The sequence below is a fragment of the Streptomyces sp. NPDC059718 genome (assembly GCF_042733315.1).
Lineage (GTDB): Bacteria > Actinomycetota > Actinomycetes > Streptomycetales > Streptomycetaceae > Actinacidiphila.
In genome coordinates this window covers 435962-460973 of sequence record NZ_JBHWGA010000002.1, presented here as the reverse complement: position 1 = coordinate 460973, position 25012 = coordinate 435962, and the positions used below count along the sequence as shown (strand labels likewise).

22 protein-coding genes are annotated in these 25012 nt (G+C 72.2%); 10 read left to right on the top strand and 12 right to left on the bottom strand.

Annotated elements, in window-relative coordinates:
- Nucleotide 1 precedes the first annotated feature (1 nt).
- The 5 genes from pyrE to ACFV3E_RS04595 all read right to left on the bottom strand — a co-directional run bounded on the left by pyrE (nt 2) and on the right by ACFV3E_RS04595 (nt 4546).
- Nucleotides 2–541 carry an orotate phosphoribosyltransferase gene (gene pyrE, locus ACFV3E_RS04615; protein ID WP_500533358.1) on the bottom strand — a complete coding sequence of 180 codons (540 nt, stop codon included), beginning with the start codon at nt 539–541 and terminating at the stop codon, nt 2–4.
- 10 nt (nt 542–551) lie between these two features.
- Nucleotides 552–1382, bottom strand: a complete 831-nt coding sequence (locus tag ACFV3E_RS04610) for an aldose epimerase family protein (RefSeq protein WP_499512649.1) — start codon at nt 1380–1382, stop codon at nt 552–554.
- Between the two features lie 10 nt (nt 1383–1392).
- The gene (locus tag ACFV3E_RS04605) at nt 1393–2274 is read right to left on the bottom strand and encodes an SRPBCC domain-containing protein (RefSeq protein WP_500533357.1); all 882 of its coding nucleotides are present in this window, start codon (nt 2272–2274) and stop codon (nt 1393–1395) included.
- Between the two features lie 57 nt (nt 2275–2331).
- The gene (locus tag ACFV3E_RS04600) at nt 2332–3900 is read right to left on the bottom strand and encodes a polyamine aminopropyltransferase (RefSeq protein WP_500533356.1); all 1569 of its coding nucleotides are present in this window, start codon (nt 3898–3900) and stop codon (nt 2332–2334) included.
- Nucleotides 3901–4009: 109 nt separating this feature from the next.
- Nucleotides 4010–4546 carry a DUF2617 family protein gene (locus ACFV3E_RS04595; protein ID WP_500533355.1) on the bottom strand — a complete coding sequence of 179 codons (537 nt, stop codon included), beginning with the start codon at nt 4544–4546 and terminating at the stop codon, nt 4010–4012.
- 675 nt (nt 4547–5221) lie between these two features.
- Here ACFV3E_RS04595 and ACFV3E_RS04590 point away from each other — a divergent pair.
- Entirely contained in the window at nt 5222–6394 is a 1173-nt protein-coding gene (locus tag ACFV3E_RS04590) for a pyridoxal phosphate-dependent aminotransferase (protein WP_500533354.1), read from the top strand.
- A 186-nt stretch (nt 6395–6580) separates the two neighbouring features.
- On the opposite strand, the gene ACFV3E_RS04585 is transcribed toward ACFV3E_RS04590, so the two are convergent.
- Together ACFV3E_RS04585 and clpB are read right to left on the bottom strand one after the other, a co-directional pair.
- Nucleotides 6581–7111, bottom strand: coding sequence for a type III secretion system chaperone family protein (locus tag ACFV3E_RS04585; protein WP_499512661.1), 531 nt, complete (start codon nt 7109–7111; stop codon nt 6581–6583).
- A 104-nt stretch (nt 7112–7215) separates the two neighbouring features.
- Nucleotides 7216–9813 (bottom strand): ATP-dependent chaperone ClpB, encoded by a 2598-nt coding sequence (gene clpB, locus ACFV3E_RS04580; protein WP_500533353.1) that lies wholly within the window; start codon nt 9811–9813, stop codon nt 7216–7218.
- Nucleotides 9814–9991: 178 nt separating this feature from the next.
- Between clpB and ACFV3E_RS04575 the strand changes: the two genes are divergently transcribed.
- The 6 genes from ACFV3E_RS04575 to ACFV3E_RS04550 all read left to right on the top strand — a co-directional run bounded on the left by ACFV3E_RS04575 (nt 9992) and on the right by ACFV3E_RS04550 (nt 16065).
- On the top strand, nt 9992–11749 hold the full coding sequence (locus tag ACFV3E_RS04575; RefSeq protein WP_500533352.1) for a PA14 domain-containing protein: 1758 nt from the start codon (nt 9992–9994) through the stop codon (nt 11747–11749).
- Between the two features lie 13 nt (nt 11750–11762).
- Nucleotides 11763–12167, top strand: a complete 405-nt coding sequence (locus tag ACFV3E_RS04570) for a pyridoxamine 5'-phosphate oxidase family protein (RefSeq protein WP_500533351.1) — start codon at nt 11763–11765, stop codon at nt 12165–12167.
- Between the two features lie 115 nt (nt 12168–12282).
- Entirely contained in the window at nt 12283–13878 is a 1596-nt protein-coding gene (locus ACFV3E_RS04565; RefSeq protein ID WP_500368284.1) for an Hsp70 family protein, read from the top strand.
- Between the two features lie 22 nt (nt 13879–13900).
- Nucleotides 13901–15040: a tetratricopeptide repeat protein gene (locus ACFV3E_RS04560; protein ID WP_500533350.1), complete on the top strand. Its 1140-nt coding sequence runs from the start codon at nt 13901–13903 to the stop codon at nt 15038–15040.
- On the top strand, nt 15037–15699 hold the full coding sequence (gene grpE, locus ACFV3E_RS04555) for a nucleotide exchange factor GrpE (RefSeq protein ID WP_500533349.1): 663 nt from the start codon (nt 15037–15039) through the stop codon (nt 15697–15699). Before ACFV3E_RS04560 ends, grpE (ACFV3E_RS04555) begins: the two co-directional genes overlap by 4 nt.
- 69 nt (nt 15700–15768) lie before the next feature.
- Nucleotides 15769–16065 (top strand): NIPSNAP family protein, encoded by a 297-nt coding sequence (locus ACFV3E_RS04550; protein WP_500533348.1) that lies wholly within the window; start codon nt 15769–15771, stop codon nt 16063–16065.
- Here the strand turns inward: ACFV3E_RS04550 and ACFV3E_RS04545 are convergent.
- Nucleotides 16023–16490: a hypothetical protein gene (locus tag ACFV3E_RS04545; protein WP_500533347.1), complete on the bottom strand. Its 468-nt coding sequence runs from the start codon at nt 16488–16490 to the stop codon at nt 16023–16025. The genes ACFV3E_RS04550 and ACFV3E_RS04545 overlap by 43 nt on opposite strands.
- Before the next feature lie 243 nt (nt 16491–16733).
- On the opposite strand from ACFV3E_RS04545, the gene ACFV3E_RS04540 reads away from it, so the two are divergent.
- The 3 genes from ACFV3E_RS04540 (at nt 16734) to ACFV3E_RS04530 (ending at nt 20522) form a co-directional block, all read left to right on the top strand.
- Nucleotides 16734–18752, top strand: a complete 2019-nt coding sequence (locus ACFV3E_RS04540; RefSeq protein WP_500533346.1) for a fibronectin type III domain-containing protein — start codon at nt 16734–16736, stop codon at nt 18750–18752.
- A 73-nt stretch (nt 18753–18825) separates the two neighbouring features.
- Nucleotides 18826–19983 (top strand): ImmA/IrrE family metallo-endopeptidase, encoded by a 1158-nt coding sequence (locus ACFV3E_RS04535; protein WP_500533345.1) that lies wholly within the window; start codon nt 18826–18828, stop codon nt 19981–19983.
- Nucleotides 19980–20522 carry a PIN domain-containing protein gene (locus ACFV3E_RS04530; RefSeq protein ID WP_500533344.1) on the top strand — a complete coding sequence of 181 codons (543 nt, stop codon included), beginning with the start codon at nt 19980–19982 and terminating at the stop codon, nt 20520–20522. Before ACFV3E_RS04535 ends, ACFV3E_RS04530 begins: the two co-directional genes overlap by 4 nt.
- A gap of 19 nt (nt 20523–20541) precedes the next feature.
- Here the strand turns inward: ACFV3E_RS04530 and ACFV3E_RS04525 are convergent, their stop codons facing one another.
- From ACFV3E_RS04525 to dnaK, 4 genes are read right to left on the bottom strand one after another with little or no spacing between them, the layout of a single operon-like run.
- Complete coding sequence (locus tag ACFV3E_RS04525) at nt 20542–21006, bottom strand: heat shock protein transcriptional repressor HspR (RefSeq protein ID WP_361789985.1); 465 nt, start codon at nt 21004–21006, stop codon at nt 20542–20544.
- A 4-nt stretch (nt 21007–21010) separates the two neighbouring features.
- Nucleotides 21011–22192: a molecular chaperone DnaJ gene (dnaJ, locus tag ACFV3E_RS04520; protein WP_500533343.1), complete on the bottom strand. Its 1182-nt coding sequence runs from the start codon at nt 22190–22192 to the stop codon at nt 21011–21013.
- 33 nt (nt 22193–22225) lie between these two features.
- Nucleotides 22226–22897, bottom strand: a complete 672-nt coding sequence (grpE, locus tag ACFV3E_RS04515; RefSeq protein ID WP_500533342.1) for a nucleotide exchange factor GrpE — start codon at nt 22895–22897, stop codon at nt 22226–22228.
- The gene (gene dnaK / locus ACFV3E_RS04510; protein WP_500533341.1) at nt 22894–24744 is read right to left on the bottom strand and encodes a molecular chaperone DnaK; all 1851 of its coding nucleotides are present in this window, start codon (nt 24742–24744) and stop codon (nt 22894–22896) included. The genes grpE (ACFV3E_RS04515) and dnaK overlap by 4 nt, the downstream gene beginning before the upstream one ends.
- Nucleotides 24745–25012 lie beyond the last annotated feature (268 nt).

Below are 25012 nucleotides of genomic sequence, written 5' to 3'. Positions count from 1 at the left end.
ATCAGCCCAGGCCGAGATCGTCCAGACCGAAGGCGCGGACGTACGGGAGACCGGCCTCCGCGATGGCCCCGGCGGCGCCCCGCTCGACGATCACGGCGACGGCCACGACCTCGGCGCCGGCCTCGCGCGCGGCCTCCACCGCGGTCAGCGGCGAGCCGCCGGTGGTCGAGGTGTCCTCGACCACCAGCACCCGGCGGCCCTTGATCTCCGGCCCCTCGATGCGGCGCTGCATGCCGTGCGCCTTCTGCGCCTTGCGCACCACGAAGGCGTCCAGCCGGCGGCCGCGGGCCGCGGCGGCGTGCAGCATCGAGGTGGCGACCGGGTCGGCGCCGAGGGTGAGCCCGCCGACGGCGTCGAAGTCCAGGTCGGCGGTGGCGTCGAGCATCACCTGACCCACCAGCGGAGCGGCTTCGGCGTCCAGCGTGATCCGGCGCAGGTCGATGTAGTAGTCGGCCTCGAGACCCGAGGAGAGGGTCACCTTGCCGTGCACCACGGCCTTGTCCTTGATCTGCTGCAGCAGGGCATCACGCGCGTCGCTCATGGCCACGAGCCTAGCCCAGCGGCTCCCAGGCCCAGGTGGCGCGCATCTCCAGGGGGTCGATCGGGGTGACCAGACGCGGCGCGGTGTTCAGCCCGTTCGGGGGGCCCGACTGGGGCTCCACGCAGATGGCCGGGGGCTGTTCGTCGTAGACGACGACCCACTCGGCGGGGCTGGTGATCCGCAGCCGCAGCTCGCCCGGCCACGTCAGGGTGACGTCCACACCGTCCGGCATGCCGAAGCAGTCGTCCCAGGGGCGGGGCCCCGGCTCCACCCGGTGGCCGGTGGGCAGGTGGTCCTCGCCGCGCTCCTCCATCCAGCCGGGGGTGAAGTCGATCAGGGCGTCCTGCCCGCCCCGGCCGAGGTTGCGCAGGAACCAGGGGTGCCAGCCGGCCTGGGCCGGGAAGGAGTCGTCCGTGGTCTCCACGCTCATCGTCAGGTCCAGGCGGTCCTGCGACAGCTCGAAGCGCTGGCTGACCCGGCCCTTGTACGGCCAGGGCTCGGCCAGGTCGTAGTAGAAGCAGGCGCTGGTGCCGGTGGCGCCCGGGGCCTCCTGCCAGGCGACGTGCCGGCCGGTGCCGTGGATGGCGTGCGGGCCCGCGTCCCGCGGCATCTGGTGCAGCACCCCGCCGTTGCGGAACTGCCCGTCCCGAGTGCGGCCGCACCACGGGACCATCGGGAAGGACCCGAAGTTGGGGCCCTGCCGCAGCAGCTCGACGCCGCCGACGGTCAGCGAGCCGACACGGCAGCCGAGATCCGGAAGGATCGTCAGCCGCGCCGGTCCGGCTTCGAGTTGGACTGCGTGCTCGTCGTCTCGCCCGTCAGGGGTCTCATCCGTGGCCACGGCACAGACCCTACGGGAACGAGCGCCTGCGCCGCCGCAGCACCCGCCCCGCGACCACGGCCGAGAGCAGCAGCGCCGCCGCGGCCGGTGCGTAACGGCGCAGCGAGGCGGCCGCGGCGCCGCTCTGCGGTGCGGGCACCGGGGCGTAGCGGCCGCGCGGCGGGGCGTGGTCGACCTCCTCGGCGCTGCGGCCGATCAGGGTGCGGCGGGCGTGCGCGGCCTCCGCGGGCAGGTCGATCCCGGCCGGGTCCTCGGGGACCCTGGCCACCGCCTCCGCTCCGGGCAGCACCTCGCCGACGGCCTCCACGTCGTCCGCGTCCTCCGGCTCGGGGAGTTCCTCCAGCTCACGCAGCTCCTGCGCGTCGTGCCCGGCGAACTCGTCGAGCTGCGCGGGCAGGTCGTCGGCGAGGTCCTCGACACCGGCGTCCTCCGCGGCCGGTTCGGGCGCCCCGGCCGGGGCCTCCTCCTCCAGGTCGGAGGTGAGCGCGGCGACGAAACGGTCCAGCAGCCGGTGGCCGGCGGAGGTGACCGTCGCCTCCTCGTACTCGCCGAGCCGTCCGTCGGCCTGCACGGTGCCGGTGAAGGTCAGCAGGGCGCCGCCCGACACGGCGTCCACGCCGAGCTCCAGCGCCAGCTTGACCGTGCCCGCGCCGCGCGACTCCACCGCCTCGCCCTCGACGGCCAGCCCGCCGCCGCGCGGGACCAGTCGCAGCGAGCCGCGGTAGGTGATGGTCGAGCCGCCGATCCGGAGCCTCAGCCGGCCGGCGAGCCCCTCCTCGGCGCCGGCGTCCCGCTGGAGGCCGGGCACGCAGCGCGCCACGCGCTCCAGGTCGGCGAGGGACCGGCGAATGGTTTCGGCCGGAAACGGAACGAACACCTCATGCGGCTCCATGCCGCGAGCCTAATCCGCCGGGCGGCGCTTCGGTGCCGATTCACCGCCGGTTCGCCCTCACCCGGAGCGCGGATGCATCAGCGTCGACGGGGGCAGGTCCCGCAGCGGGGACCGCGCGGCCCGCCGGACCGCCGAGGCGAGCGCGGCGGGGGACAGCGACCGCAGCCGCGGCGCGTCCGCGGGGAGGCGCGGGACCGGGGCGCGCTGCCGGGCGGCGAGGACGAAGCCCCAGTCCTCGTCCCCGCGGCCGGTGTCGATCCAGTAGTCGGCGGTGCGCAGCCCGGACGCCCGTACCGTCGCGTCGACGGTCCAGAAGCCGCGCCGGGCGGCGCCGGGCGCTCCCGCGTGCACCGCGAGCCGCCCGCCCGGGGCGAGCGCGCGCCCGGCCAGCCCGTAGAACTCCTGCGAGTACAGCTTCGCGCTGCGCGAGATCCCCGGGTCGGGGAGGTCGGCGAGCACGACGTCGTACCCGCCCGGCGGTCGCGGCGGGCCCTCCTGCCGCAGCCAGTCGAAGACGTCCGCGGCGGCCACCTCGACCCGGGGGTCGCGGTAGGCGTGCCGGTTGAGGCGGGCCAGCGCGGGGTCGTCCCGCGCCAGGGCGACGAGCCGGGCGTCGGGGTCGACCAGGGTCACCGAGCCGACCCCCCGGTAGCGCAGCACCTCGCGCAGCGCGAGCCCGTCGCCGCCGCCGAGGATCAGCACCCGGCGGTGCCGGCCCGCCATGGCGGGGTGCACCAGCGCCTCGTGGTACCGGTACTCGTCCCGGCCGCGGACCCGCAGCCGGCCGTCGAGGAAGAGCTGCAACGGAGCCGAGGTGAGCACGACCTCCTGGACGGCGGTCTGCTCGGCGAGCCGCACGTCGCCGCCGTACACCGCCTGCCGGGCCGCCCGCTCGAACGGCCCGGCGGCCCAGGCCGCCCCCGCCAGCACCGCGAGGACCACGACGTTGGCGGCGATCAGCCGGACCCGGGCACGTGGCGTGACGTCACTGCGGAAGAGCCAGAGCACGATGGCGCCGCCCGCCACGGCGTTGACCGCGCCCGTGACGAGCGCCCCGGTCAGCTGGCCGTAACAGGGCAGCAGGAGGAAGGGGAAGGCCAGACCGCCGACCAGCGCCCCCACGTAGTCCGCGGCGAAGAGGTCGGCGACGGCACCGCCCGCGTCCTGCCGCCGGACCCGCTGGATCAGCGTCATCAGCAGCGGGATCTCGGCGCCGATGAGCACGCCGATGGCGAAGGCGAAGACCGCCATCGCGGGCCGGGACTGGCCGAACCAGGCGAAACTGGCGTACAGCGCCATCACCGAGAGTCCGCCGACCAGCGCCAGCACGATCTCGACGGCCGCGAAGCCGATCGCCGGCGCGCAGCTGAGCCGCTTGGCCAGCAGGGAGCCGACGCCCATGGCGAAGACCATCACGGACAGCACGATCGACGCCTGCGTCACGGAGTCGCCGACCAGGTACGAGGCGAGGGCGACCAGTTCGAGCTCGTACACCAGGCCGCAGGCGGCGCAGACGAAGACCGCGGCCAGGACCAGCGCCCGGGCCGCGGCCACCGGGACGGGGAGCCGCGGCAGGCAGGGGCGCGGGGCGGCCCGGACCGTACGGGAGGTGGACTGGTCGATCATGCTTGCACGCTATGTCAGGTATATGGCGGTCCACGTCACCCACAGGGGTGCAATCCGTGGCACTTGGCGGCGCGTTGACGCCGTGCCGGCCACAGGCGTACCACCGCGCTCACGGCTGCGCGCTGAGGGTCGAACGGGTCGCCACCAGGCGTCCTTCCTGGGGGTACGCGTGCCAGGTGCGCCACAGGACGCTGCCGCCGCGGTACTGCACGAGCATCGCGGTGAAGGCGTGCGGATCACCCGGGAACGTCCCCGCCAGGCCATTGGGGTGATCGGCCACCAGCGCGAGCAGCTCCTGCGCCCGCCCGGCGAAGCCCCCCCGGGAGAGCGTCTCGATCCGCGCCGCGAACTCGTAGTCCCAGCCGGCGATCCGCCGTGCCACACCGAACGGCAGCGGCGCGCTGGTGCCCGGCAGGCAGGCGACGGTCTCCGAGCAGCGGCCGCGGGCCGAGTCCAGGATGACCTGGTGGGAGGCGCCGAGCAGCCGCAGCTGGACCTGGACGCGGGGGGCCGCGGGCGCGCCGGAACCGGCGCCCGGTAGCTCGCGGTCGAGCACGGCGAGCGCCGGCAGCTCGTCCTTCCCCAGACACCAGGCCAGGTCGCCGGCGCGGGTGTCGGTGTAGGCGGTCTGAAGCATGGTGAGCATGAAGTCGGCTCCGCAGGCACATCGCGAGCAAGCGAGGGGAGGTCACGGGCATGGGAAGAGAGGACGCGCCGGCCCGCGCCTGTGGGGGAGAACGTCCGTCGGCTCGTGCCCACGAGGGGTCGGTGAATACGCAATCATGAATGGCGCGTCGCCTTCAGCGTTTTTACCCATCTCCACCCCCTTTACATCCGCAAGGGCCCGGACGGGTTCAGGTGTTCACTACAAATGCGCCCGACGGGTGAGTAACCCACCGGGCGCATATGCGATTCGGCACGGGCAATACGCAATTTCGTATCGTCAGCTTCCGCCGCCGCAGCCCCCGCCGCCGCCGCACGAGCTGCTCCCCCCGCCGCACGAGCTCCCACCGCCGCAGGAGTGGTGGCCGCCCCCGTGGTGGCCGTCGCCTCCTCCGTCGGAGGAGCCCGCGTCCCCCGCCCACCAGCCGCCCCCGGCGCCCCCGGCGGAGGAGCTGTACGAGCGCCGCCGGCCCTTCCGCCGGCCGCCCTTCCTCGCCGCCAGGACGACGAGCCCCACTATCGCGCCGAAGACGAGCAATACGACCAACGCGCCCATCGTTCCCACCCCCGCTTTCCGTGCTTTCCGTTGTGCGACGGTGATGCCCCCGCCGTCCGCGGCCGAAAGCAAAGTTGAGGAAGTCCAGAGGTTCGGCGGAGGATGGCGGGCATGACCTCCTCGCGACCCCCGCTCAACCGCGCACTCGCCGAGTTCGGGACCACGATCTTCGCCGAGATGTCCGCCCTCGCCGTCCGCACCGGTGCGATCAACCTCGGCCAGGGCTTCCCGGACACCGACGGCCCCGAGGAGGTGCGCGAGGCCGCCGTGCGCGCGCTGCGCGACGGCCGCGGCAACCAGTACCCGCCCGGGCCCGGCGTGCCCGAACTGCGCCGGGCCGTCGCCGAGCACCAGCTGCGCTTCCACGGGCTCGGCTTCGACCCCGACACCGAGGTGCTGGTCACCGCGGGCGCCACCGAGGCCATCGCGGCCGCCATGCTCGGGCTGCTGGAACCGGGCGACGAGGTGATCGCCTTCGAGCCCTTCTACGACTCGTACGCCGCCTGCATCGCCATGGCCGGCGGCCGCCGCGTCCCGCTCACCCTGCGCGCGCCGACCTTCCGCCCGGACCTGGACGCCCTGCGCGCGGCGGTCACCCCGCGGACCCGGCTGCTGCTGCTCAACAGCCCGCACAACCCGACCGGCATGGTCCTCACCCGGCAGGAGCTGGCGGCGATCGCGGAGCTGGCCGTCGAACGCGATCTGATCGTGGTCACCGACGAGGTCTACGAGCACCTGACGTACGGCACGGAGCACGTGCCGCTCGCGTCCTTCCCGGGGATGCGCGACCGCACGGTCACCATCTCGAGCGCGGGCAAGACGTTCTCGTTCACCGGCTGGAAGGTCGGCTGGGTGACCGCCGCCCCGGTCCTGGTCGACGCGGTGCGCGCGGCCAAGCAGTACCTGACGTACGTGAGCGCGGGGCCGTTCCAGTACGCCGTGGCCGAGGCGCTCCGGCTGCCGGACGCCTACTACCGGGACTTCCGCGAGGACCTGCGGCGCAAGCGGGACCTGCTCTCCGACGGCCTGGAGGCGGCCGGGTTCCGGGTCTTCCGCCCGGAGGGCACGTACTTCGTGACCACCGACATCCGGCCGCTCGACGAGAAGGACGGCCTGGCGTTCTGCCGGGCGCTGCCCGAGCGCTGCGGGGTGGTGGCGGTGCCGAACGTGATCTTCTACGACGACGCGGAGGAGGGCCGCAGCCTCGTGCGCTTCGCCTTCTGCAAGCGCGAGGACGTGCTGCGGGAGAGCGTGGAGCGGCTGCGCCGGCTCTGAGGCCGTGGGCGGGTCGGGGCCGTTCGGAGCCGGTCAGAGCCGGTCAGAGCCGGTCAGGGCGCGCCTCGGACCGGGACCGGAGCACGGCAGCCCGCCCGCGCACGCCCGCTCACCGGCGGTCGCGTGGCGGACGGGCTGCTGGAGGGGCTGCCCTCGTGCGGTCCGTGTACGCCCGTGCGGGCGCGCTCAGTCCTCGCCGTCGCCGTCGTCGTCCGTGGACTCCGCGTCCTTCTCCAGCCCGAGGGCCTCGAGGATCCACTTCTCGAACTCGATGGAGGCCCGGACCCAGCTGACGGTGCTGGAGACGAAGTGCTCCAGGCCGACGCCGAGGCCGATCAGCATCTGGGCCTCGCCGATCAGACGGACCGTGCCGTCGTCGTGCGTGTGGGTGTAGACCTTCGGCCACAGGGTGCGGCGGTTCCAGTCGTCGAGCGCCTCGTGCAGCTGAGGCTTGTCCTCGATGCTGTACGGCCGGTCGTAGAAGGTGCGGACCGCGAAGATCTGCTGGTCCTCCTCCCCGCGGAACATGAAGTAGGTGCGGAACTCCTCCCACGGCGCGGCGAGGTCGCCCTCCTCGTCGACGACGTACTTGAGCTCCATCTGCTCCAGCAGCTGCTTGACCAGATCCTGGTCAGGAATGACCACGTTCCCGGCAGGGCCGGGCTGGGGGTCCGGCTGGCCCCCGAAATTCGGAATCGAGGACGGGTCGATGCTCACCTTGCAGTTCCCTTCGTACGGATACACCCATCCTCCCTCACCGCGGGCCGCGCCGTGCAAGCGCGGCCCGCCGTGCCCCGTTCGCGTGCCGTTCCCGGGGTGCCTCAGAGGGTCTTGCCGGTGGTCGCGCCCACCAGCAGCCGGTCGCCGACCCGCTCGACCCGCACCGTCTCACCGTCCCTGACCTCGCCGGCCAGGATCTCCCTGGCCAGCTGGTCGCCGATGGCGGTCTGCACCAGCCGGCGCAGCGGACGGGCGCCGTAGGCGGGGTCGTTGCCCTCCTCGGCGAGCCAGTCCAGGGCCTCCTCGGTGACGTCGAGGGCGATCCGCCGGTCGCGCAGCCGGGCCGCCAGGCGGTCGGTCTGCAGGCGGGCGATGCGGCGCAGCTCGTCCTTGTTCAGGGCGCTGAAGACCACGATGTCGTCGAGCCGGTTGAGGAACTCGGGCTTGAACGACGCCCGCACCGTCTCCAGCACGCTCTCCCTCTTCTGCTCGTCGCCGAGCACCGGGTCGACCAGGTACTGGCTGCCGAGGTTGGAGGTGAGGATGAGGATGGTGTTGCGGAAGTCGACCGTACGGCCCTGGCCGTCGGTGAGCCGGCCGTCGTCGAGCACCTGGAGCAGGACGTCGAAGACCTCGGGGTGGGCCTTCTCCACCTCGTCCAGCAGCACCACGGAGTACGGGCGGCGGCGCACCGCCTCGGTCAGCTGACCGCCCTCCTCGTAGCCGACGTAGCCGGGAGGGGCTCCGACCAGGCGGGCGACGGAGTGCTTCTCGCCGTACTCGCTCATGTCGATGCGGACCATGGCCCGCTCGTCGTCGAAGAGGAAGTCCGCCAGTGCCTTGGCCAGCTCGGTCTTGCCGACACCGGTCGGGCCGAGGAAGAGGAAGGAACCGGTCGGGCGGTCGGGGTCGGCGATGCCGGAGCGGGAGCGGCGCACCGCGTCGGACACCGAGCGCACGGCCTCGCCCTGGCCGATCAGGCGCTTGCCGAGCTCCTCCTCCATGCGCAGCAGCTTCTGCGTCTCGCCCTCCATCAGGCGGCCGGCCGGGATGCCGGTCCAGGCGGCGACCACGTCGGCGACGTCGTCCGGGCCGACCTCCTCCTTGACCATGGTGCCCCGCTTGGCCACCTCCTCGGCCTCGGTGGCCTCGGCGAGCTCCGCCTCCAGCTTCGGCTTCTCGCCGTACAGCAGCTTGGACGCGGCCTCGAAGTCGCCGTCGCGCTGGGCGCGCTCGATCCGGGTGGTCAGGTCGTCCAGACGCTCCTTGAGCTCACCGACCCGGTTCAGGCCCTCCTTCTCCTTCTGCCAGCGGGCGGTGAGGCCGCGCAGTTCCTCGTCCTTGTCGGCGAGGTCCTTGCGCAGCTTCTCCAGACGCTGCTTGGAGGCCTCGTCGGTCTCCTTCTCCAGCGCCATCTCCTCCATGCGGAGGCGGTCGACGGAGCGCTGCAGCTCGTCGATCTCGACCGGCGAGGAGTCGATCTCCATGCGCAGCCGCGAGGCGGCCTCGTCGACCAGGTCGATGGCCTTGTCGGGCAGGAAGCGGGCGGTGATGTAGCGGTCGGACAGCGTCGCGGCCGCGACCAGGGCGGCATCGGCGATCTGCACCTTGTGGTGCGCCTCGTAGCGTCCCTTGAGACCGCGCAGGATCGCGATGGTGTCCTCGACGCTGGGCTCGGCCACCAGCACCTGCTGGAAGCGGCGCTCCAGGGCCGGGTCCTTCTCGATCCGCTCGCGGTACTCGTCGAGGGTGGTCGCGCCGACCATGCGCAGCTCGCCGCGGGCCAGCATCGGCTTGAGCATGTTGCCCGCGTCCATCGCGGAGTCCCCGCCGGCGCCCGCGCCGACGACGGTGTGCAGCTCGTCGATGAAGGTGATGATCCGGCCGTCGCTGGCCTTGATCTCCGCCAGCACGGCCTTCAGCCGCTCCTCGAACTCGCCGCGGTACTTGGCGCCCGCGACCATCGCGCCCAGGTCCAGGGCGACCAGCCGCTTGTTGCGCAGGCTCTCGGGCACGTCGCCCTTGACGATGCGCTGGGCCAGGCCCTCGACGACGGCCGTCTTGCCGACGCCGGGCTCGCCGATGAGCACCGGGTTGTTCTTGGTGCGCCGGGAGAGCACCTGCACCACGCGCCGGATCTCGTTGTCCCGGCCGATCACCGGGTCGAGCTTGCCCTCGCGGGCCGCCGCGGTGAAGTCCGTGCCGTACTTCTCCAGCGCCTTGTACGTGCCCTCGGGGTCGGGTGTCGTCACGCGCTGACCTCCCCTGATCTGCTCGAAGGCGTCCTGCAGCCTGCTGCCGGTCGCACCGTACTCCTTCAGCAGCCCACCGGCCGCTCCGCCCTTGAGGGCGATGCCGATGAGCAGGTGCTCGGTGGACACGTACGCGTCCCCGAGTTCCTTCGCCCGCCCCGCCGCGTCGGCGATCACGGCGAGCAGTTCGCGGTTCGCCTGCGGCGGCGCCACCGTGCTGCCCTGCACGCTGGGCAGTCCGCCCAGCAGCCGCTCGGCGCCGGAGCGCACCGCGGCGGCGTCCGCGCCGGTGGCCGCGAGGACGTCCAGCACGCTGTCGTTCTCCGGCTGCTCCAGCAGCGCCAGCAGCAGGTGCACGGGGGTCAGGTCCGCATGCCCGGCCGAGACCGCCTTGGTGTTGGCGGCGTTCAGGGCCTCGCGGCTCTTGTTGGTCAGCTCGGCGTCCACGTCCGCGTACTCCTCCTTCTGGGTCCTTCCGGAACCACTTCGGACCTGCCTACTCCAGCGTGAGACAAGTTGAGTCTATTCCACTCAATTCTGTGAATGCCAGCGACGGGCACAGAAAGCCTTTGCAGTTCTCCGTATCTCTGCCAAGATCAACCCCCAGGGGAGGGGATCCACTGACATGTCCATACGCCATTCCGCGGCCGCAGTCGCCGCAACCGCCCTCGTATGGGGCACCACCGCCGGCACCGTCCCGGCCCACGCCACCACCGCCGTCACCTGCGGCACCAACGTGTGGAAGGCGACCTACTACGCCAACACGGCCTTCAAGGGCACCCCCAAGAAGACCGTCTGCGACACGAAGATCAGCGAGAACTACGGCTCGGGCGATCCGGCCGGCGTCTCACTGCCCAAGGACAACTTCGGCGTCCGCTGGTCGGTGACCAGGAACTTCGGATCGGGCGGCCCGTTCAGCTTCACCACCACCGCGCAGGACGGCGTCCGCGTCTACCTCGACGGCAACCGCAAGATCAGCCTCTGGAAGGACGTGAGCAAGACCCAGAAGAAGACGGTCAACCTCACCGTCCCCAAGGGCAAGCACACCATCCGCGTCGACTTCGCCGCCTTCAGGGGCAAGGCCAACGTGACGTTCGGCTACGCGCCCCGCACGTCGGCCTCCGTCGACAAGGTCAAGCCGCTGGCCCCGGCCGGCCTGCGCGCCACGTACTCCGGCAGCACGGCCAAGGCCGGCCTGACCTGGTCCCAGAACGCCGAGATGGACCTGGCCGGCTACCGCGTCTACCGCCGGCTCGCGACTGCGACCGCCTGGACCAGGATCAGCGGCACCGCCCTGCTGACCTCGCCCCGATTCACCGACACCCCGCCGCCCACGGGTGCGAGGTACGTCTACAAGGTCACGGCCGTCGACAAGGCGGGCCACGCCTCTGCCGACTCCGCCCTGGTCGCGGTCACCAGCACCGACAGGACCGCTCCGGCCGTACCGACCGGGGTCGCCGCGACGTACTCCGAGTCCACCGGTGCCGTCAAGGTGACCTGGGCCGCCGTCAAGGACGGCGACCTGCGGTCCTACCGCGTGTACCGCCGCACCGGCGCCGACGGCGCCTGGGTCCGGCTCGACCCGAACAGCGCCCCGTCCACCGAGCTGTACCTGAACGACCAGTGGCCCGGCGGCACGGCCGGGACGTACACCTACGCGGTCACCTCGGTCGACGCCTCCGGCAACGAGTCCGCCAGGGCCCAGGCGCCCTCGGTCACCCTGACCGCGGTCTCCGGCCCGCCGGCCGCCGTCACCGGCCTCACCGGCACGGCCGAGAAGTACGGCATCGAGCTCGACTGGGACGACAGCACGGCGGCCGACCTCGACCACTACGAGGTCCACACCGGCTCCTGGGAGATGAACGCCTACACCGGCCGGCCGTACTTCCAGAAGGACACCACGGCCGTGGTCCCCGCGGGCACCACGCACTACCGCCTGGTCAAGGCGCTCGGCAGCCAGCCCGTGAGCTTCCTGGTCGTGGCCGTCGACACCTCGGGCAACGCGACCGTGGACACCGTGGCCGCCACCTTGGACGTCACGCCGATCAACATGGTGGACACCCCCTACCCGGCGCCGGGCACCCTCGCGCTGCGGATGGACAGCATCTCGGTGACGGCCACCGGCGGGGTGCTCCTGGACTGGTACTGCTCGAACGCCGCCGTGTGCGACCGGATCACCGGCTACAACGTGTACGACTTCGACTACACCACCCGCTCCTACGTGAAGCTCAACGCCGCACCCCTGCCCACCCTGCCGTCGAGCTGGACCGACACCGCGCCGGCCACGGGCACGACCCACGTCTACCAGGTGACCGCCGTCCTCGACGACGGGACGGAGTCCTTCCCGACGTGGGGCTCCGTCGCCCTGGCGCCGACCGGGTGACATCCTTCCCGGTATGACCGTCAACCCGCGCGACCCCGACCCCGGCTACCTCGCCTTCTGGCGGGAGTACCTGATGAGCACGCTCACGACCCACCGGCCCGACGGCTCCCCGCACGTCGTGCCGGTGGGGGTGACGTACGACCCCGGGGCGGGGCTCGCGCGGGTGATCACCAACAAGGCGAGCCGGAAGGTCGCCAACGTCCTGGCGGCCGGGCCGGAGGGGGCCCGGGTCGCGGTCTGCCAGGTCGACAAGGGGCGGTGGGCGACGCTCGAGGGCGTGGCCCGGATCAGCACCGACCCGGACGCCGTCGCCGACGCGGTACGGCGCTACGCCGAGCGCTACGGCCGCACCCCCGCCCCCAACCCGGACCGGGTCGTCGTCGAGATCGAGCTGACCCGCGCCATGGGCCGCGCCTGACGCTCGCCCGGGCCCCCGCGGCCCTGTCGATCCCGCCCCGAAACACCCCTGCATGCTGCATGATTGACGCTCCGGCAGATTCGGATGGCGTACGGCTACGGGGAGGTGCCCGGCTGTGGCACGGGTTGTGGGAATCGATCTGGGCACGACGTACTCCGCTGTCGCGGTGGCGGACCGTACCGGCACCGCGTCCATCGTCCGCAACCGCGAGGGCGAGAACATCACCCCGTCCGTGGTGATGTTCCAGGGCGACGTCGTCGTCGTCGGCTCGCAGGCCAAACGCTCCGCGGCCACCGCCCCGGACCACGTGGTGCAGTTCGTCAAGCGCTACATGGGCGAGCCCACCCCCGTCTACACCTCGGAGTCCGGCACCCCCTTCCGCCCCGAGGAGATCTCCGCGCTGATCCTCAAGCGGCTCAAGGAGGACGCCGAGATGATGCTCGGCGAGCCCGTCGAGCGCGCCGTGATCACCGTCCCCGCCTACTTCGACGACGCCCGCCGCAAGGCCACCCAGGACGCCGGCCGGATCGCCGGCCTCGAGGTGCTGCGGATCGTCAACGAGCCGACCGCGGCCGCCCTCGCGTACGGGCTCGACCAGGACGAGGACGAGCGGGTCGGCACCGTCCTCGTCTACGACCTCGGCGGCGGCACCTTCGACGTCACCGTCATGAAGGTCGAGGACGGCGAGTACGACGTCATCGCCACCGACGGGGACCGCAACCTCGGCGGCTTCGACTGGGACGGGGCGCTGATGGAGCACCTCAACGGCGCCTTCATGGCGGCCGGCGGCCCCGACCTCACCGACGACACCGCCACCCTCGCCGAACTGCGCGACAAGGCGGAGATCGCCAAGCGCACCCTGTCCAACGCCCCGCAGGCCGTCGTCATGCTCTCCGCCGGCGGGCGGCACGAGCAGATCCGCGTCACCCGCGAGAAGTTCGACGAGCTCACCGCCGAACTGCTGGACCGCACCCGCATCCTCACCGAGGGCGTCCTGGAGGAGTCCGCACTCACCTGGGACGACGTCGACAAGGTGCTGCTCGTCGGCGGTTCCACGCGGATGCCGCAGGTCCCGGCCCTGGTGGAGCGGCTGTCCGGGCGGACCGCGGAACGCGGCGTCAGCCAGGACGAGGTGGTCGCCCTGGGGGCCGCGCTGATCGCCCTGGACGCCGAGGTCCGCGCCGAACAGGCCGCCGAGCGCAAGAAGTACATCGGCAGCGGCGCCCACGTGGAGTCCGCCCCGGGCGACGGCCTGGCCCGGCTCACCAAGGGCAGGGTGAAGTCCATCAAGGACGTCACCTCGCAGTCGCTCGGCATGGTCGCCGTCCACGACGACGCCCCCCGCTCACCGGAGTACAACGCGGTGATCATCCCGCACAACACCACGGTCCCCGCGAAGGAGAGCGACACCTTCTACACGGTCCGGGAGCGCCAGACCGCGCTGCGGGTGCAGGTCACCGAGGGCGAGGGCGAGGACCTGGACTACGTCAAGGTCGTCGGCGAGAGCACCCTCAAGATCCCGCCGTACCCCAAGGGCGCGCCCTTCGAGGTGTACTACGCCTACGACGTGGACGGCATCATCCACGTCGAGGTCAAGGACCTGACCTCGGGCGAGTGGCTCGGCGAGTTCGAGGTCGAGCGCCCGGACAACCTGGGCACCGAGGAGCTCGAGGAACTCAGCGACCGCGTGTCCCGCACCGCGGCCCTCTGACCGGAGCGGGAGCCGACGCCCCATGACCACGACGGACGTGCCCGACTACTACGCCGAGTTCGGGATCGGCACCGCCGACAGCGCCGAGGAGATCGGCAGGAAACTCGACCGCGAGCACCGCAGCTGGGCGGGGAAGGCGAGCAAGGCCCCCACCGCCGACAAGCGCCGCGAGGCCGAGGACAAGGTGCGGCACGTGCTCGAGGCCCGCAAGGCGCTCACCGACCCCTCCGCCCGCGCCCTGTACGACCAGCGGCTGGCCCGGTCCCGGAAGAAGGGGCCGGGGCCCCGGGAGCCGGAGGCCGTGCAGCCGACCCTCGGCGGCACCGTGCGCGACTGGGTGGGCAACGCCGAACGGAACATCGAGGACGGCGACCTGCAGGCCGCCGAGTACGAGCTCCGCCAGGCCGTGCACCACGACGACCGCAACGCCTACGCCTGGCGGCTGCTGGGCGCCGTCCACCAGGACCTCGGCGCGTACCAGGACGCCCTGCAGGAGCACCGCAGGGCGCTGCAGCTGAACCCGGACGACGCCGCGAACCACTTCCAGATCGGCAACGTCCACACCGCGCTCGGCGACCACCACACGGCCCTGACCTGGTACATGAAGGCCGACGAGCTGGCGCCGGGCGACCTCGGGACCGAACTCGCCGTCGGCGACGGCCTGTACGCCTCCTCGCGCTTCGACGAGGCGCTGACCTGGTACGAGAAGGCCCTGGCGCACAGTCCCGGCCACACCGGGCTGCGCAACCAGGTCAGCCGCATCTGGTCGCTGCGTGCCGAGGGCTCGATGATCACCCACCCGGTCACCCGGAGGCTGGTCGTCGCCTCCGAGGAGGCCGCCCGGCGCATCCTGCACTGCGTCGACCAGGGCCTGGCCGTGCGCCCGGCCGATCCGGACCTGCTGGGGCGGCTGGAGTTCTACCGGGGGCTCGCCGCCGAGTCCCTGGGCAAGACCTGGCGGTGGCACAAGAGCATGCTCTGGGTCCTCGTCCCGGCCGTCGTGGTGCCGCTCACACCGGCCAGGCCCTACGCCTGGTTCGTGGCGCTCGCCGCCCTCGCGCTCATCGCGTGGATCGGCTTCAGACCGCGCTGGTGGCACACCCGCGCGTCCCTCCCCCGGCACCTCCTCAACCCGCCGCAGCAGTACTGGAGCCGCGCATGAGCACCCCGCCACCGCTGCCTCCGCAGCCTCCGCAGGTCCCGCCCGTACCGGCCGTGCCGGTGGTGCCGCCACCGCCACCCCTGCCGGAGGTGCCCCCTCAGCCCCCCGCGCCGCCACAGATGCCGCAGGTGCCGCAGGAGGGCGCCGCTCCGGGCCCCGCCCCGCAGACCGCGGAGGAGCCCGCGCCCGACCCCCTGTCGGTGGTGGCCGACGCCGTCGACGGCCTGCGCGAGGAAATGGCCGCGCTCGGCGACCAGTTCCGCCGCCGGCTGCTCAACGACCGTGAGGGACGGCGCGGTCTGGACGAACTGCGCGCCGAGCTCGACCACACCCGCAGGGCCGCCGAGGGCCGGCTGGTGCAACCGCTCCTGTACGACCTCGTCCTCCTCCTGGACCGCATCGACCGCCACCTAGGCGTCGACGGCGGCTTCGGCGACTCGGTCGGGGCGGAGCTGCTCACCCTCCTGGAGAAGTACGGCATGACCCGCATCCCGGTCACCGCCGGGCGCTTCGACCCCGCCCTCCAGGAGGCCGTGGGCACCGTCCCCGCGCCCCGGCCGGAGCTCGCCGGCGACGTCGCGGAGGTCGTACGGCACGGCTACCGCATGGGGGACCGCGTCGTACGCCCCCAGCAGGTCCGCGTGCACGCGCCCGCGTGACCGAAGGAAGCCAAGGAAGCCAAGGAAGCCAAGGAACCCAAGGACCCGAGGAACCCAGGGAGCCCCGGATTGCCCAGGACCACACAGCTGCGGACGTACACCATCAAGCCGGAGATGCTCGACGCCTGGCTCGGCCTGTGGCACACCGAGATCGTGCCGCTGCGCCGGGCCCACGGCTTCGAGATCGGCCTGGCCTGGGTGGACCGCGAGCGCAGCCAGTTCGTCTGGCTGATCGCCTACGACGGCGAGGACGGCTTCGCCGCGGCCAACGCCCGCTACTGGGACAGCCCCGAACGCGTACGGATGCCGCTGCAGCCCGAGGACTACCTCGTCGGCAGCGAGGTCCATGAGGTCGAACCGGCCTGAGCCGCCGCCCACATCGCGGCCGCCACCCACACCGGCAGCCATGCGGCGGCCACCAGCGCGCCCGCCCCGGCCGCCGCACCCACCACGCCGCCCATCTCGCGGCGCCGGGCCCACACGGACCCGGCGCCGCCCACCACCAGCAGCGCGGCCACCACCGGGACCGGCACCAGCCCCGCGTACCGCGGCACGCCCACGTCCCCGTACGCCGCCACGCCCACGCTCACCAGGGCCAGCGCCATCAGCCCGGCGACCCACCACGGCCCCTCGCGCCGAGCCGCCAGCCGCAGCCCGGCCCACATCGCCACCGTCGCCAGCCCCACGTCCAGCCCCTCGGCGCCCCAGTTCGCCCCGAGCGGCACCGCACCGGCCACCATCCCCACGGCCAGCCCCACCACGATCCCGGCTCCGACACCTCTGTGCGGCATACGGACCGTCTTCCCCACCACGCGCCCCACACGCCCGCCCCGCCCCCCACGGCCACCCCTTCGGCGGAGGCCGCCGCGGCCATCGGGTCCACCGCCGGCGCACCGTCCGTTCCCCCGCGCGACACCCCCCGTTCGCCGCCGCGGGCGCAATCCGGCCCGGCACGACACGGCCTGATCACAAGCGCCCCGGGCCCCTGGGCGCAGACGTTCGACGCTGTCAGGATCTCCACCCGGGAGGGATCTTTGACCAAGTCCACACGCGCCCGCGCCACCGCGCTCGCGTTCGCCACGACCGCCGCGGGCCTCGCCCTGCCCGCCGGCGCCGCGCACGCGGCCACCACCTGCTCCACCGGGGTGTGGGCCGCGTCGTACTACGCCAACACCACCTTCAAGGGCACCCCGAAGAGGACCGCCTGCGACACCTCGATCAACGAGAACTACGGCACCGGCGACCCCGCCGGCGTCACCCTGCCGAAGGACAACTTCGGCGTCCGCTGGAGCCTGACCCGCGACTTCGGCTCCGGCGGCCCCTTCACGTTCACCGCCGCCACCCGCGACGGCATCCGCGTCTACCTCGACGGCACCCGCAAGATCGACCTCTGGAAGGACGTCTCCACCACCCGGACCAAGACGCTCAACCTCACGGTCCCCAAGGGCAGGCACACCCTCCGCGTCGACTTCGCCGCCTTCAAGGGCAGCGCCAACGTCAAGTTCACGTACGCGCCGCGCACGTCGGCGTCGGTGGACAGGACGAAGCCGCTGGCGCCCACCGGCGTGAAGGGTGCGGTCGGCTGCGCGACCTGTCTGCCGGTCCGGATCAGCTGGACGAAGAACGCCGAGATGGACCTCGCCGGGTACCGGGTCTACCGTCGCCCGACCGGAACGTCGGCCTGGACCTCGGTGAGCGGCAGCACCCTCGTCACCGCCACGGCGCGCACCGACACGCCTCCCGCCAGGAACGGCGAGCTCTTCGACTACGCCGTGACGGCGGTGGACAGGGCTGGCAACACGTCGGCCATGTCGGTGCTTTCGCGGGTCGCGGCAGGGGACGTCACCGCCCCTGCGACTCCCGCCGGGGTCACCGCCACCGGCGGGGACGCAGGGATCACCGTCACCTGGCAACCGGTGCCCGGGGCCGTGCGTTACGCCGTGAAACGCACGTTGGACCATCAGCAAGAAACGCATCTGGGCACCTCCGCGTCGACGACGTTCGTCGACACCAAGGTGGCCAGGACCGAGGACTGGACGTACTACGTCGCGGCCGTCGATGCGGCAGGCAACACCTCCGCGTACACCCTGAATCCCGACGCCCCCACGACCCGCCGGCCACCGGCCGCGCCCGTCACGGTCACCGCGACACCAACGGTGGGCGGGGCCGAGCTCACGTGGTTCGTCCCGGCCGACGGCGGCAACTACTTCGACTTCGAAGTGCACCACTCCACGTCGCTCCCCGTGGACACGTCGGACACCCCCGCACGGTGCTACGTCACACGGACCCGCCTGGCCGACGGACGGACCCAGTACCGGTGCGCCAACTCCGGGCTCCCCCGCGGCGCGACCTACCACTACGCGATCATCGGAATCGATCAGACCGGCCGTCGCTCCGTGGCCTCCTCACCCGTCACGGTCACCACGCTCACGCGCGACTACGTGCCGCCCGCCGCCGTCACCGGCCTGACCGCATCGGCCACGGAGTCCGGCATCCTGCTGCACTGGGACATGAGCACCGAGCCGGACATCGACGAGTACGCGGTCTACCGCGGGAAGATGGTGGACGACGGCGGCCGTCAGGTCTGCTCAGCCGAGGTGCTCGAGGAGCTGGACTGGGACCGCCCGGGCTTCGCCGACACCCAACTGCCCGACGGCGAGGAGCTCTGCTACTTCGTCGACGCCGTGGACCGGTACGGCAACTCCGGCTACCAGTCGACCGGCGAGGCCCCCACCGTCACGGTCACCGAGCCCGACCTCAGGCCGGCGGTCGACACCCCCTCGGGGTCTCCGGTGCAGCTCAACGCGTTCGACTCCGGAACGACCGTGGGGCTGGTGTGGGGACAGGTCGCGGACGCCGTCGGTTACCTGGTCTACCGCTGGGACCGCGGCACCGGCCGGTACGAGGCACTCACCCCTGAGCCGGTGACCGGCAGCGCCTGGACCGACACCGCCGCACCACCCGCCACCACCTCCTTCTACTGGGTGCGCGCGGTGTACGCGGACGGTTCGGAGTCCGCACCCGGCGGGGACTACGCGATCCTCTCGCCGTGACGTCGTAGGACAGCCGGACGGCAGGACACGGGCGGGCCTTGCGATTATCGCAAGGCCCGCCTACGCTTTTCCCATGGACCCGTATGTCATCGAACGTGTGCGCACCGTGATGGACGCGGCCGCGATGACCAAGGCCGCGTTCGCCCGGTCGGTCGGGCTCACGCCCGACAAGCTGTCGAAGTCGCTGAGCGGCGTGCGCCGTTTCACCTCGCTCGACCTGGCGTTGATCGCCGAGGCGGGCGGCACGAGCGTGGACTGGCTGCTGACCGGCAACGAGCCGCTGCGCCCCGCGCTCGCGGCCCGTACGCGGGGCGACACCACCGCCGACCCGGTGGGGGCGCAGGAGGTCGCAGCGCGGTTCGCCGACGCCTACGAGGTGCTGGAGCTGCTGGGCCGCACAAGGGAGTTGCCCGCCGTGCCGGAGGTGGACGCGGCGCCGGAGCGGTACGCGGCGCAGGGCGAGCGGCTGGCGGCCGAGGTGCTGGAGCTGCTGCCGGCCGCGGGGACGGGCACGGACGAGCTGATCGCGGCGATGGAGGACCGCTTCGGGGTGGACGTCGCCATCACCGGGCTTCCCCAGGGTGTGGACGGCCTGGCGTGGCAGGCCGACTCCTTCCGCCTCGTCCTGCTCGCGCCCACCGACCTGTGGACGCGGCAGCGCTTCACCCTGGCCCACGAGCTCTGCCACATCCTCGCCAGGGACGCGCGGAGCGTGGTCGTGGAGTCCCGGGTCGCGCCCGGCCGGCAGAAGGACCTGGCCGAAGTAAGGGCCAACGTCTTCGCGTCGCATCTACTCATGCCCACAAGGGAGTTGACGCAGGCCGCGACGGCGGAGGGCGGGCTCTCGGACGCCGGCTTCGAGCGGCTCGTCGTGCGCTTCCGGGTGTCGCCGAGCGCGCTGGCGGCCCGGCTGCACCAGCTGGGACTCATCGACGCTGCACGCCGCAAACAGCTGCGCGCCCTCACCACGGAGGCCTGCCACCTGCTCGCGGGCGCCGGCGACGACTACCAGAAGCAGGCCTCGCGGGCCTCGGCGGAGCGCTTCCCGCCCCGTGTCGCCTCGGAGTTGTACAAGGCCTACCTGGCGGGGGAGACGACCCTGCGTCCGCTGGCCGCGCTGCTGGACACCGACGTGGAGCGGCTGCACGACCTCCTCGCGCCCGAACCGCCCCCGGGCAACGGCATCGAACAACAGGACGCGGAAGAAGGGGATCCGGTCTTCCAGCCATGACCACGTGGTGGTTCCCCGACAACACCGTCCTGTGCAACTTCGCGGCCGTCGACCGGCTGCTCCTGCTGGAGAAGGTGCTGGACGGCCGCGGCCGCTGGACCCAGGCCGTGGCCTGGGAGGCGGGCCGTTCCGCGCGGTTCCTGCCGCGGCTGGCCGGACTGGCGGAGGCCGGGTGGCTCGGCGAGCCCGTGGAGATCAGCGACGGCGCCGAGCTGCGGGAGGTCGACCGACTGCGCCGGGCGGTCTTCGGCGGCTCGTCCCACCTGCCGACCAAGCACCTCGGCGAGGCCGAGACGTGCGTACTGATCACCCGGCGCCGTGAGTTCCGGGGCTCGGTCTGGATCACCGACGACCGCTCGGCCCGCGACTTCGCGCGCCGGCGGGGCATCACCACCAAGGAGACCTTCGACCTCGTACGGGAGGCGTGTGCCGGAGGGCTCGTCCCCGCGGCGGAGGGCCACCGGCTGCTGGAGGCGATGGTCGCCTCGGGGCGCCATCTGCACCGCGTCTCGCGCGGCCCCGCCGACCTGCAGGCCTAGCGGGCCGGGCGGCGGCCGGTCACTCCGGCCGCTTGGGCCGCCACACCACCAGCGCGGAGGTCTGCTGGACGTCCTGGTAGGGCACCAGGTCACGCCGGTACGAGGCGTGGACGGCGGCCTCACGCTGCTGCATGGCGGCCGCCGCGCCCTCCAGGGCCGCGGAGAGCTCGGCGACCCGCGACTGCAGGGCCGCCACCTGGTTCTCCAGTTCGATGATGCGCTTGATGCCGGCCAGGTTGATGCCCTCGTCCTGGGAGAGGCGCTGGACCTCGCGCAGGAGTTCGATGTCACGAGCCGAATAACGGCGGCCGCGCCCGGCCGTGCGGTCGGGCGAGACCAGGCCGAGGCGGTCGTACTGGCGCAGGGTCTGCGGGTGCAGCCCGGAGAGCTGGGCCGCCACCGAGATGACGTAGACGGGGGACTCGTCGGTCAGCTCGTACGGGTTGCGGCCCCGACCGCCACGCATGCCGCCGCTCGTGTTCATCGGCTCAGGCTCCCTTCGCGGCATCGAACAGCTCTGCCCGCGGGTCCTCGTCCGCGGTCGCCTCCCGGTAGGCCTCCAGGGCGTCCAGCGCCTTGCCCTCGGTGGTCGCCGGGACCGCGACCTCGATCGTGACCAGCAGGTCCCCGCGGGTGCCGTCCTTGCGGACCGCGCCCTTGCCGCGGGCCCGCAGCGTACGCCCGTTGGGCGTGCCGGGGGGCAGCTTGAGGGTCACGGCGGGACCGCCGAGCGTCGGCACCTTGATCTCCCCGCCCAGCGCCGCCTCCACGAAGGTGACGGGCACGGTGACGGTGAGGTTGTCGGCCTTGCGTCCGAACACCGGGTGCGCGTCGACGTGCACGGTGACGTACAGGTCGCCGCCCGGGCCGCCGCGCTCGCCCGGCGCGCCCTTGCCGCGCAGCCGGATGCGCTGCCCGTCGGTGACACCCGCCGGGATGCGCACCTGCATGGTGCGCGCCGAACGGGCCCGGCCGCTGCCGCTGCAGACCTCGCAGGGGTCCTGCGCGATCAGGCCGCGGCCCTTGCAGTCCGTGCACGGGTCGGTGAGCGAGAAGCTGCCGCTGCCGCCGCGCGAGACCTGGCCGGTGCCGACGCAGGTCGGGCACACCCGGGGCGTGCCGTTCTTGTCGCCGGTGCCGGAGCAGGCCTTGCAGGGGGCCTGGCTGGTCATCTTCAGCGGCACGGTGGCGCCGTCCACCGCCTCGGTGAACTTCAGCGTCACCTCGGTCTCGATGTCCTGGCCGCGTCGCGGCTGCGTACGGGTCGTACCGGCGCCGCGGTTGAACAGACCGCCGAACACGTCCCCGAGGCCGCCGCCGAAGCCGCCGCCCTGGGTGGTGGTGGTGCCGCCGGGGCCGCCACCGAAGAGGTCACCGAGGTCGAAGCCGAACCCGCCCGGGCCGGCCGGGCCGGTACGGAAGCCGCCGTTGCCGAAGAGGGCGCGGCCCTCGTCGTACTCCTTGCGGCGCTTGGGGTCCGACAGGACGTCGTTGGCCTCGGAGATCTCCTTGAAGCGCTCCTCGGCCTTGGCGTCGCCCTTGTTGGCGTCCGGGTGGAACTCGCGGGCGAGCTTCCGGTACGCCTTCTTGATCTCCGCCTCGGTGGCGTCCTTCGGAACGCCGAGGACCTTGTAGAGATCCTTCTCGAACAAATCCCTGCTGATGCTCATCCCCGGCGTCCCTCCTTCCGTGCGCTACCCACGTCAGCCCTGTTCGGGGCCACCGTTCTCCTCGTCCGCCGTGTCGTCGCCCTTCTGCGTGCCCTGCGAGCCCGGCTGGGGCTCGGCGACGGCCACCCGCGCGGGGCGGATGGTGCGTTCACCGATGCGATACCCGGGCTGCAGGATCTGCACGCAGGTCGTCTGCGTGACGTCCGGCGAGTAACTGTGCATCAGGGCCTCGTGCACCAGCGGGTCGAAGGGCTCGCCCTCCTTGCCGAACTGCTGCAGCCCCATCTTGGCGACGACCGTCTCCAGGGACTCGCCGACCGACTTGAACCCGCCGACCAGCTCCTTGTGGTCCCGGGCGCGGCCGATGTCGTCGAGCACCGGGAGCAGCTCGGTCAGCAGGTTCGCGATCGCGATCTCGCGGACCGCGATCCGGTCCCGCTCCACCCGGCGGCGGTAGTTCTGGTACTCCGCCTGGAGCCGCTGGAGGTCCGCCGTGCGCTCACCGAGCGCCGTACGCACCTGGTCCAGCTGCGCCTGCAGAGCGACGTTGGCGTTCGCGTCCCCGGCCGGGGCCGCCGGGCCCGCCTGGTCGGCGGACCCGGCGCCGGGCCCCGCCTCGCCGGGGGACTCCCCCGGCGAGGTGGAACCGGCCTCGGCAGAGGGGACGACAGGCTCCTCCTCGAAGCCCGGGGTCTCCTCCGTCACGCGGCACCGTCCTTCTTGTCCTCGTCGACGATCTCGGCGTCGACGACGTCGTCGTCGGCCTGGGCGCGGTCCCCGCCCGCGGCACCGGCGGCACCGGTCGCGCCGCCCTCGGCCTGGGCGTTGGCGTACAGCGCCTGGCCCAGCTTCTGCGAGGTGGCGGCGACCTTCTCGGTGGCCTCGCGGATGGCGGCGGAGTCCTCGCCCTTCAGGCTCTCCTTCAGGTCCGCGACGGCGGCCTCGACCTCGGTCTTGACGTCACCGGGGACCTTGTCCTCGTTGTCCTTGAGGAACTTCTCGGTCTGGTAGACCAGCTGCTCGGCCTGGTTGCGGGTCTCGGCGGACTCGCGGCGCTTGTGGTCCTCCTCCGCGTACTGCTCGGCCTCGCGCATCATGCGGTCGATGTCGTCCTTCGGCAGCGCGGAGCCACCGGTGACGGTCATGCGCTGCTCCTTGCCGGTACCGAGGTCCTTGGCGGAGACGTGCATGATGCCGTTGGCGTCGATGTCGAAGGCGACCTCGATCTGCGGGATGCCGCGCGGGGCCGGCGGCAGACCGGTCAGCTCGAACATGCCGAGCTTCTTGTTGTACGCCGCGATCTCGCGCTCGCCCTGGTAGACCTGGATCTGCACCGACGGCTGGTTGTCCTCGGCCGTGGTGAAGATCTCCGAGCGCTTGGTCGGGATCGTGGTGTTGCGCTCGATCAGCTTGGTCATGATGCCGCCCTTGGTCTCGATGCCGAGGGACAGCGGGGTGACGTCGAGGAGCAGGACGTCCTTGACCTCGCCCTTGAGGACACCGGCCTGGAGGGCGGCGCCGATGGCGACGACCTCGTCCGGGTTGACACCCTTGTTGGCGTCCTGACCGCCGGTCAGCTCCTTGACGAGCTCGGCGACGGCGGGCATGCGGGTCGAGCCGCCGACGAGGACGACGTGGTCGATCTCGGAGAGCTGGATGCCCGCGTCCTTGATCACGTTGTGGAACGGGATCTTGCAGCGCTCCAGCAGGTCCGTGGACAGCTGCTGGAACTGGGCGCGGGTGAGCTTCTCGTCCAGGTGCAGCGGGCCCTCGGCGGAGGCCGTGATGTAGGGCAGGTTGATCGAGGTCTCGGTGGACGAGGACAGCTCGATCTTCGCCTTCTCGGCGGCCTCGCGCAGACGCTGCAGCGCCATCTTGTCCTTGGACAGGTCCACGCCGTGACCCGAGGCGAACTGCTTCACCAGGTAGTCGACGATGCGCTGGTCCCAGTCGTCACCACCGAGGTGGTTGTCGCCGTTGGTGGCCTTCACCTCGACGACGCCGTCGCCGATCTCCAGCAGCGAGACGTCGAAGGTGCCGCCACCGAGGTCGAAGACGAGGATGGTCTGGTCGTCCTTGTCCAGGCCGTACGCCAGGGCGGCGGCCGTGGGCTCGTTGACGATGCGCAGGACGTTCAGACCCGCGATCTCGCCGGCCTCCTTGGTGGCCTGCCGCTCGGAGTCGTTGAAGTACGCCGGGACCGTGATGACCGCGTCGGTGACCTTCTCGCCGAGGTAGGCCTCGGCGTCCCGCTTCAGCTTCTGCAGGATGAAGGCGCTCATCTGCTGCGGGTTGAAGTCCTTGCCGTCCAGGTTGATCTTCCAGTCGGTGCCCATGTGGCGCTTGACCGACCGGACGGTCCTGTCGACGTTGGTCACGGCCTGGCGCTTGGCGACCTCGCCGACGAGCACCTCGCCGTTCTTGGCGAAGGCGACGACGGACGGCGTGGTCCTGGCACCCTCGGCGTTGGTGATGACGGTGGGCTCGCCGCCTTCGAGAACGCTGACGACGGAGTTAGTCGTGCCCAGGTCGATGCCGACCGCACGTGCCATGGTGGAATCCTCCAGCTGCCTACTTGAGTGGAACTGGCTCAAGGGTGCCTCACAGCTCTCGCCCTGTCAACAGACCTGAGTCGTGGCGACTCAACTTATGGGCCAGCCCTCCGCGCACGGACGGCCACGACGAGCTACCGCGCGGCCGCCGGACCGCTCCCGCGTCAAGGGAAGGCACGCCTCAGCGACACAGATCACCGGCGGCACGGCTGCGCACGTGCGCCGATACTGGGTAGTCTCAGGAGAACCGAATAAGTTACTGCTTAGT

Coding starts and splice junctions, on each gene's coding strand:
- ACFV3E_RS04530 (WP_500533344.1), top strand. CDS start 19,980: ATGACCACGTGGTGGTTCCCCGACAACACCGTCCTGTGCAACTTCGCG.
- ACFV3E_RS04535 (WP_500533345.1), top strand. CDS start 18,826: ATGGACCCGTATGTCATCGAACGTGTGCGCACCGTGATGGACGCGGCC.
- ACFV3E_RS04590 (WP_500533354.1), top strand. CDS start 5,222: ATGGCGGGCATGACCTCCTCGCGACCCCCGCTCAACCGCGCACTCGCC.
- ACFV3E_RS04560 (WP_500533350.1), top strand. CDS start 13,901: ATGACCACGACGGACGTGCCCGACTACTACGCCGAGTTCGGGATCGGC.
- ACFV3E_RS04570 (WP_500533351.1), top strand. CDS start 11,763: ATGACCGTCAACCCGCGCGACCCCGACCCCGGCTACCTCGCCTTCTGG.
- ACFV3E_RS04605 (WP_500533357.1), bottom strand. CDS start 2,274: ATGGAGCCGCATGAGGTGTTCGTTCCGTTTCCGGCCGAAACCATTCGC.
- ACFV3E_RS04600 (WP_500533356.1), bottom strand. CDS start 3,900: ATGATCGACCAGTCCACCTCCCGTACGGTCCGGGCCGCCCCGCGCCCC.
- dnaJ (WP_500533343.1), bottom strand. CDS start 22,192: ATGAGCATCAGCAGGGATTTGTTCGAGAAGGATCTCTACAAGGTCCTC.
- ACFV3E_RS04575 (WP_500533352.1), top strand. CDS start 9,992: ATGTCCATACGCCATTCCGCGGCCGCAGTCGCCGCAACCGCCCTCGTA.
- dnaK (WP_500533341.1), bottom strand. CDS start 24,744: ATGGCACGTGCGGTCGGCATCGACCTGGGCACGACTAACTCCGTCGTC.
- pyrE (WP_500533358.1), bottom strand. CDS start 541: ATGAGCGACGCGCGTGATGCCCTGCTGCAGCAGATCAAGGACAAGGCC.
- grpE (WP_500533349.1), top strand. CDS start 15,037: ATGAGCACCCCGCCACCGCTGCCTCCGCAGCCTCCGCAGGTCCCGCCC.
- ACFV3E_RS04545 (WP_500533347.1), bottom strand. CDS start 16,490: ATGCCGCACAGAGGTGTCGGAGCCGGGATCGTGGTGGGGCTGGCCGTG.
- ACFV3E_RS04595 (WP_500533355.1), bottom strand. CDS start 4,546: ATGCTCACCATGCTTCAGACCGCCTACACCGACACCCGCGCCGGCGAC.
- ACFV3E_RS04525 (WP_361789985.1), bottom strand. CDS start 21,006: ATGAACACGAGCGGCGGCATGCGTGGCGGTCGGGGCCGCAACCCGTAC.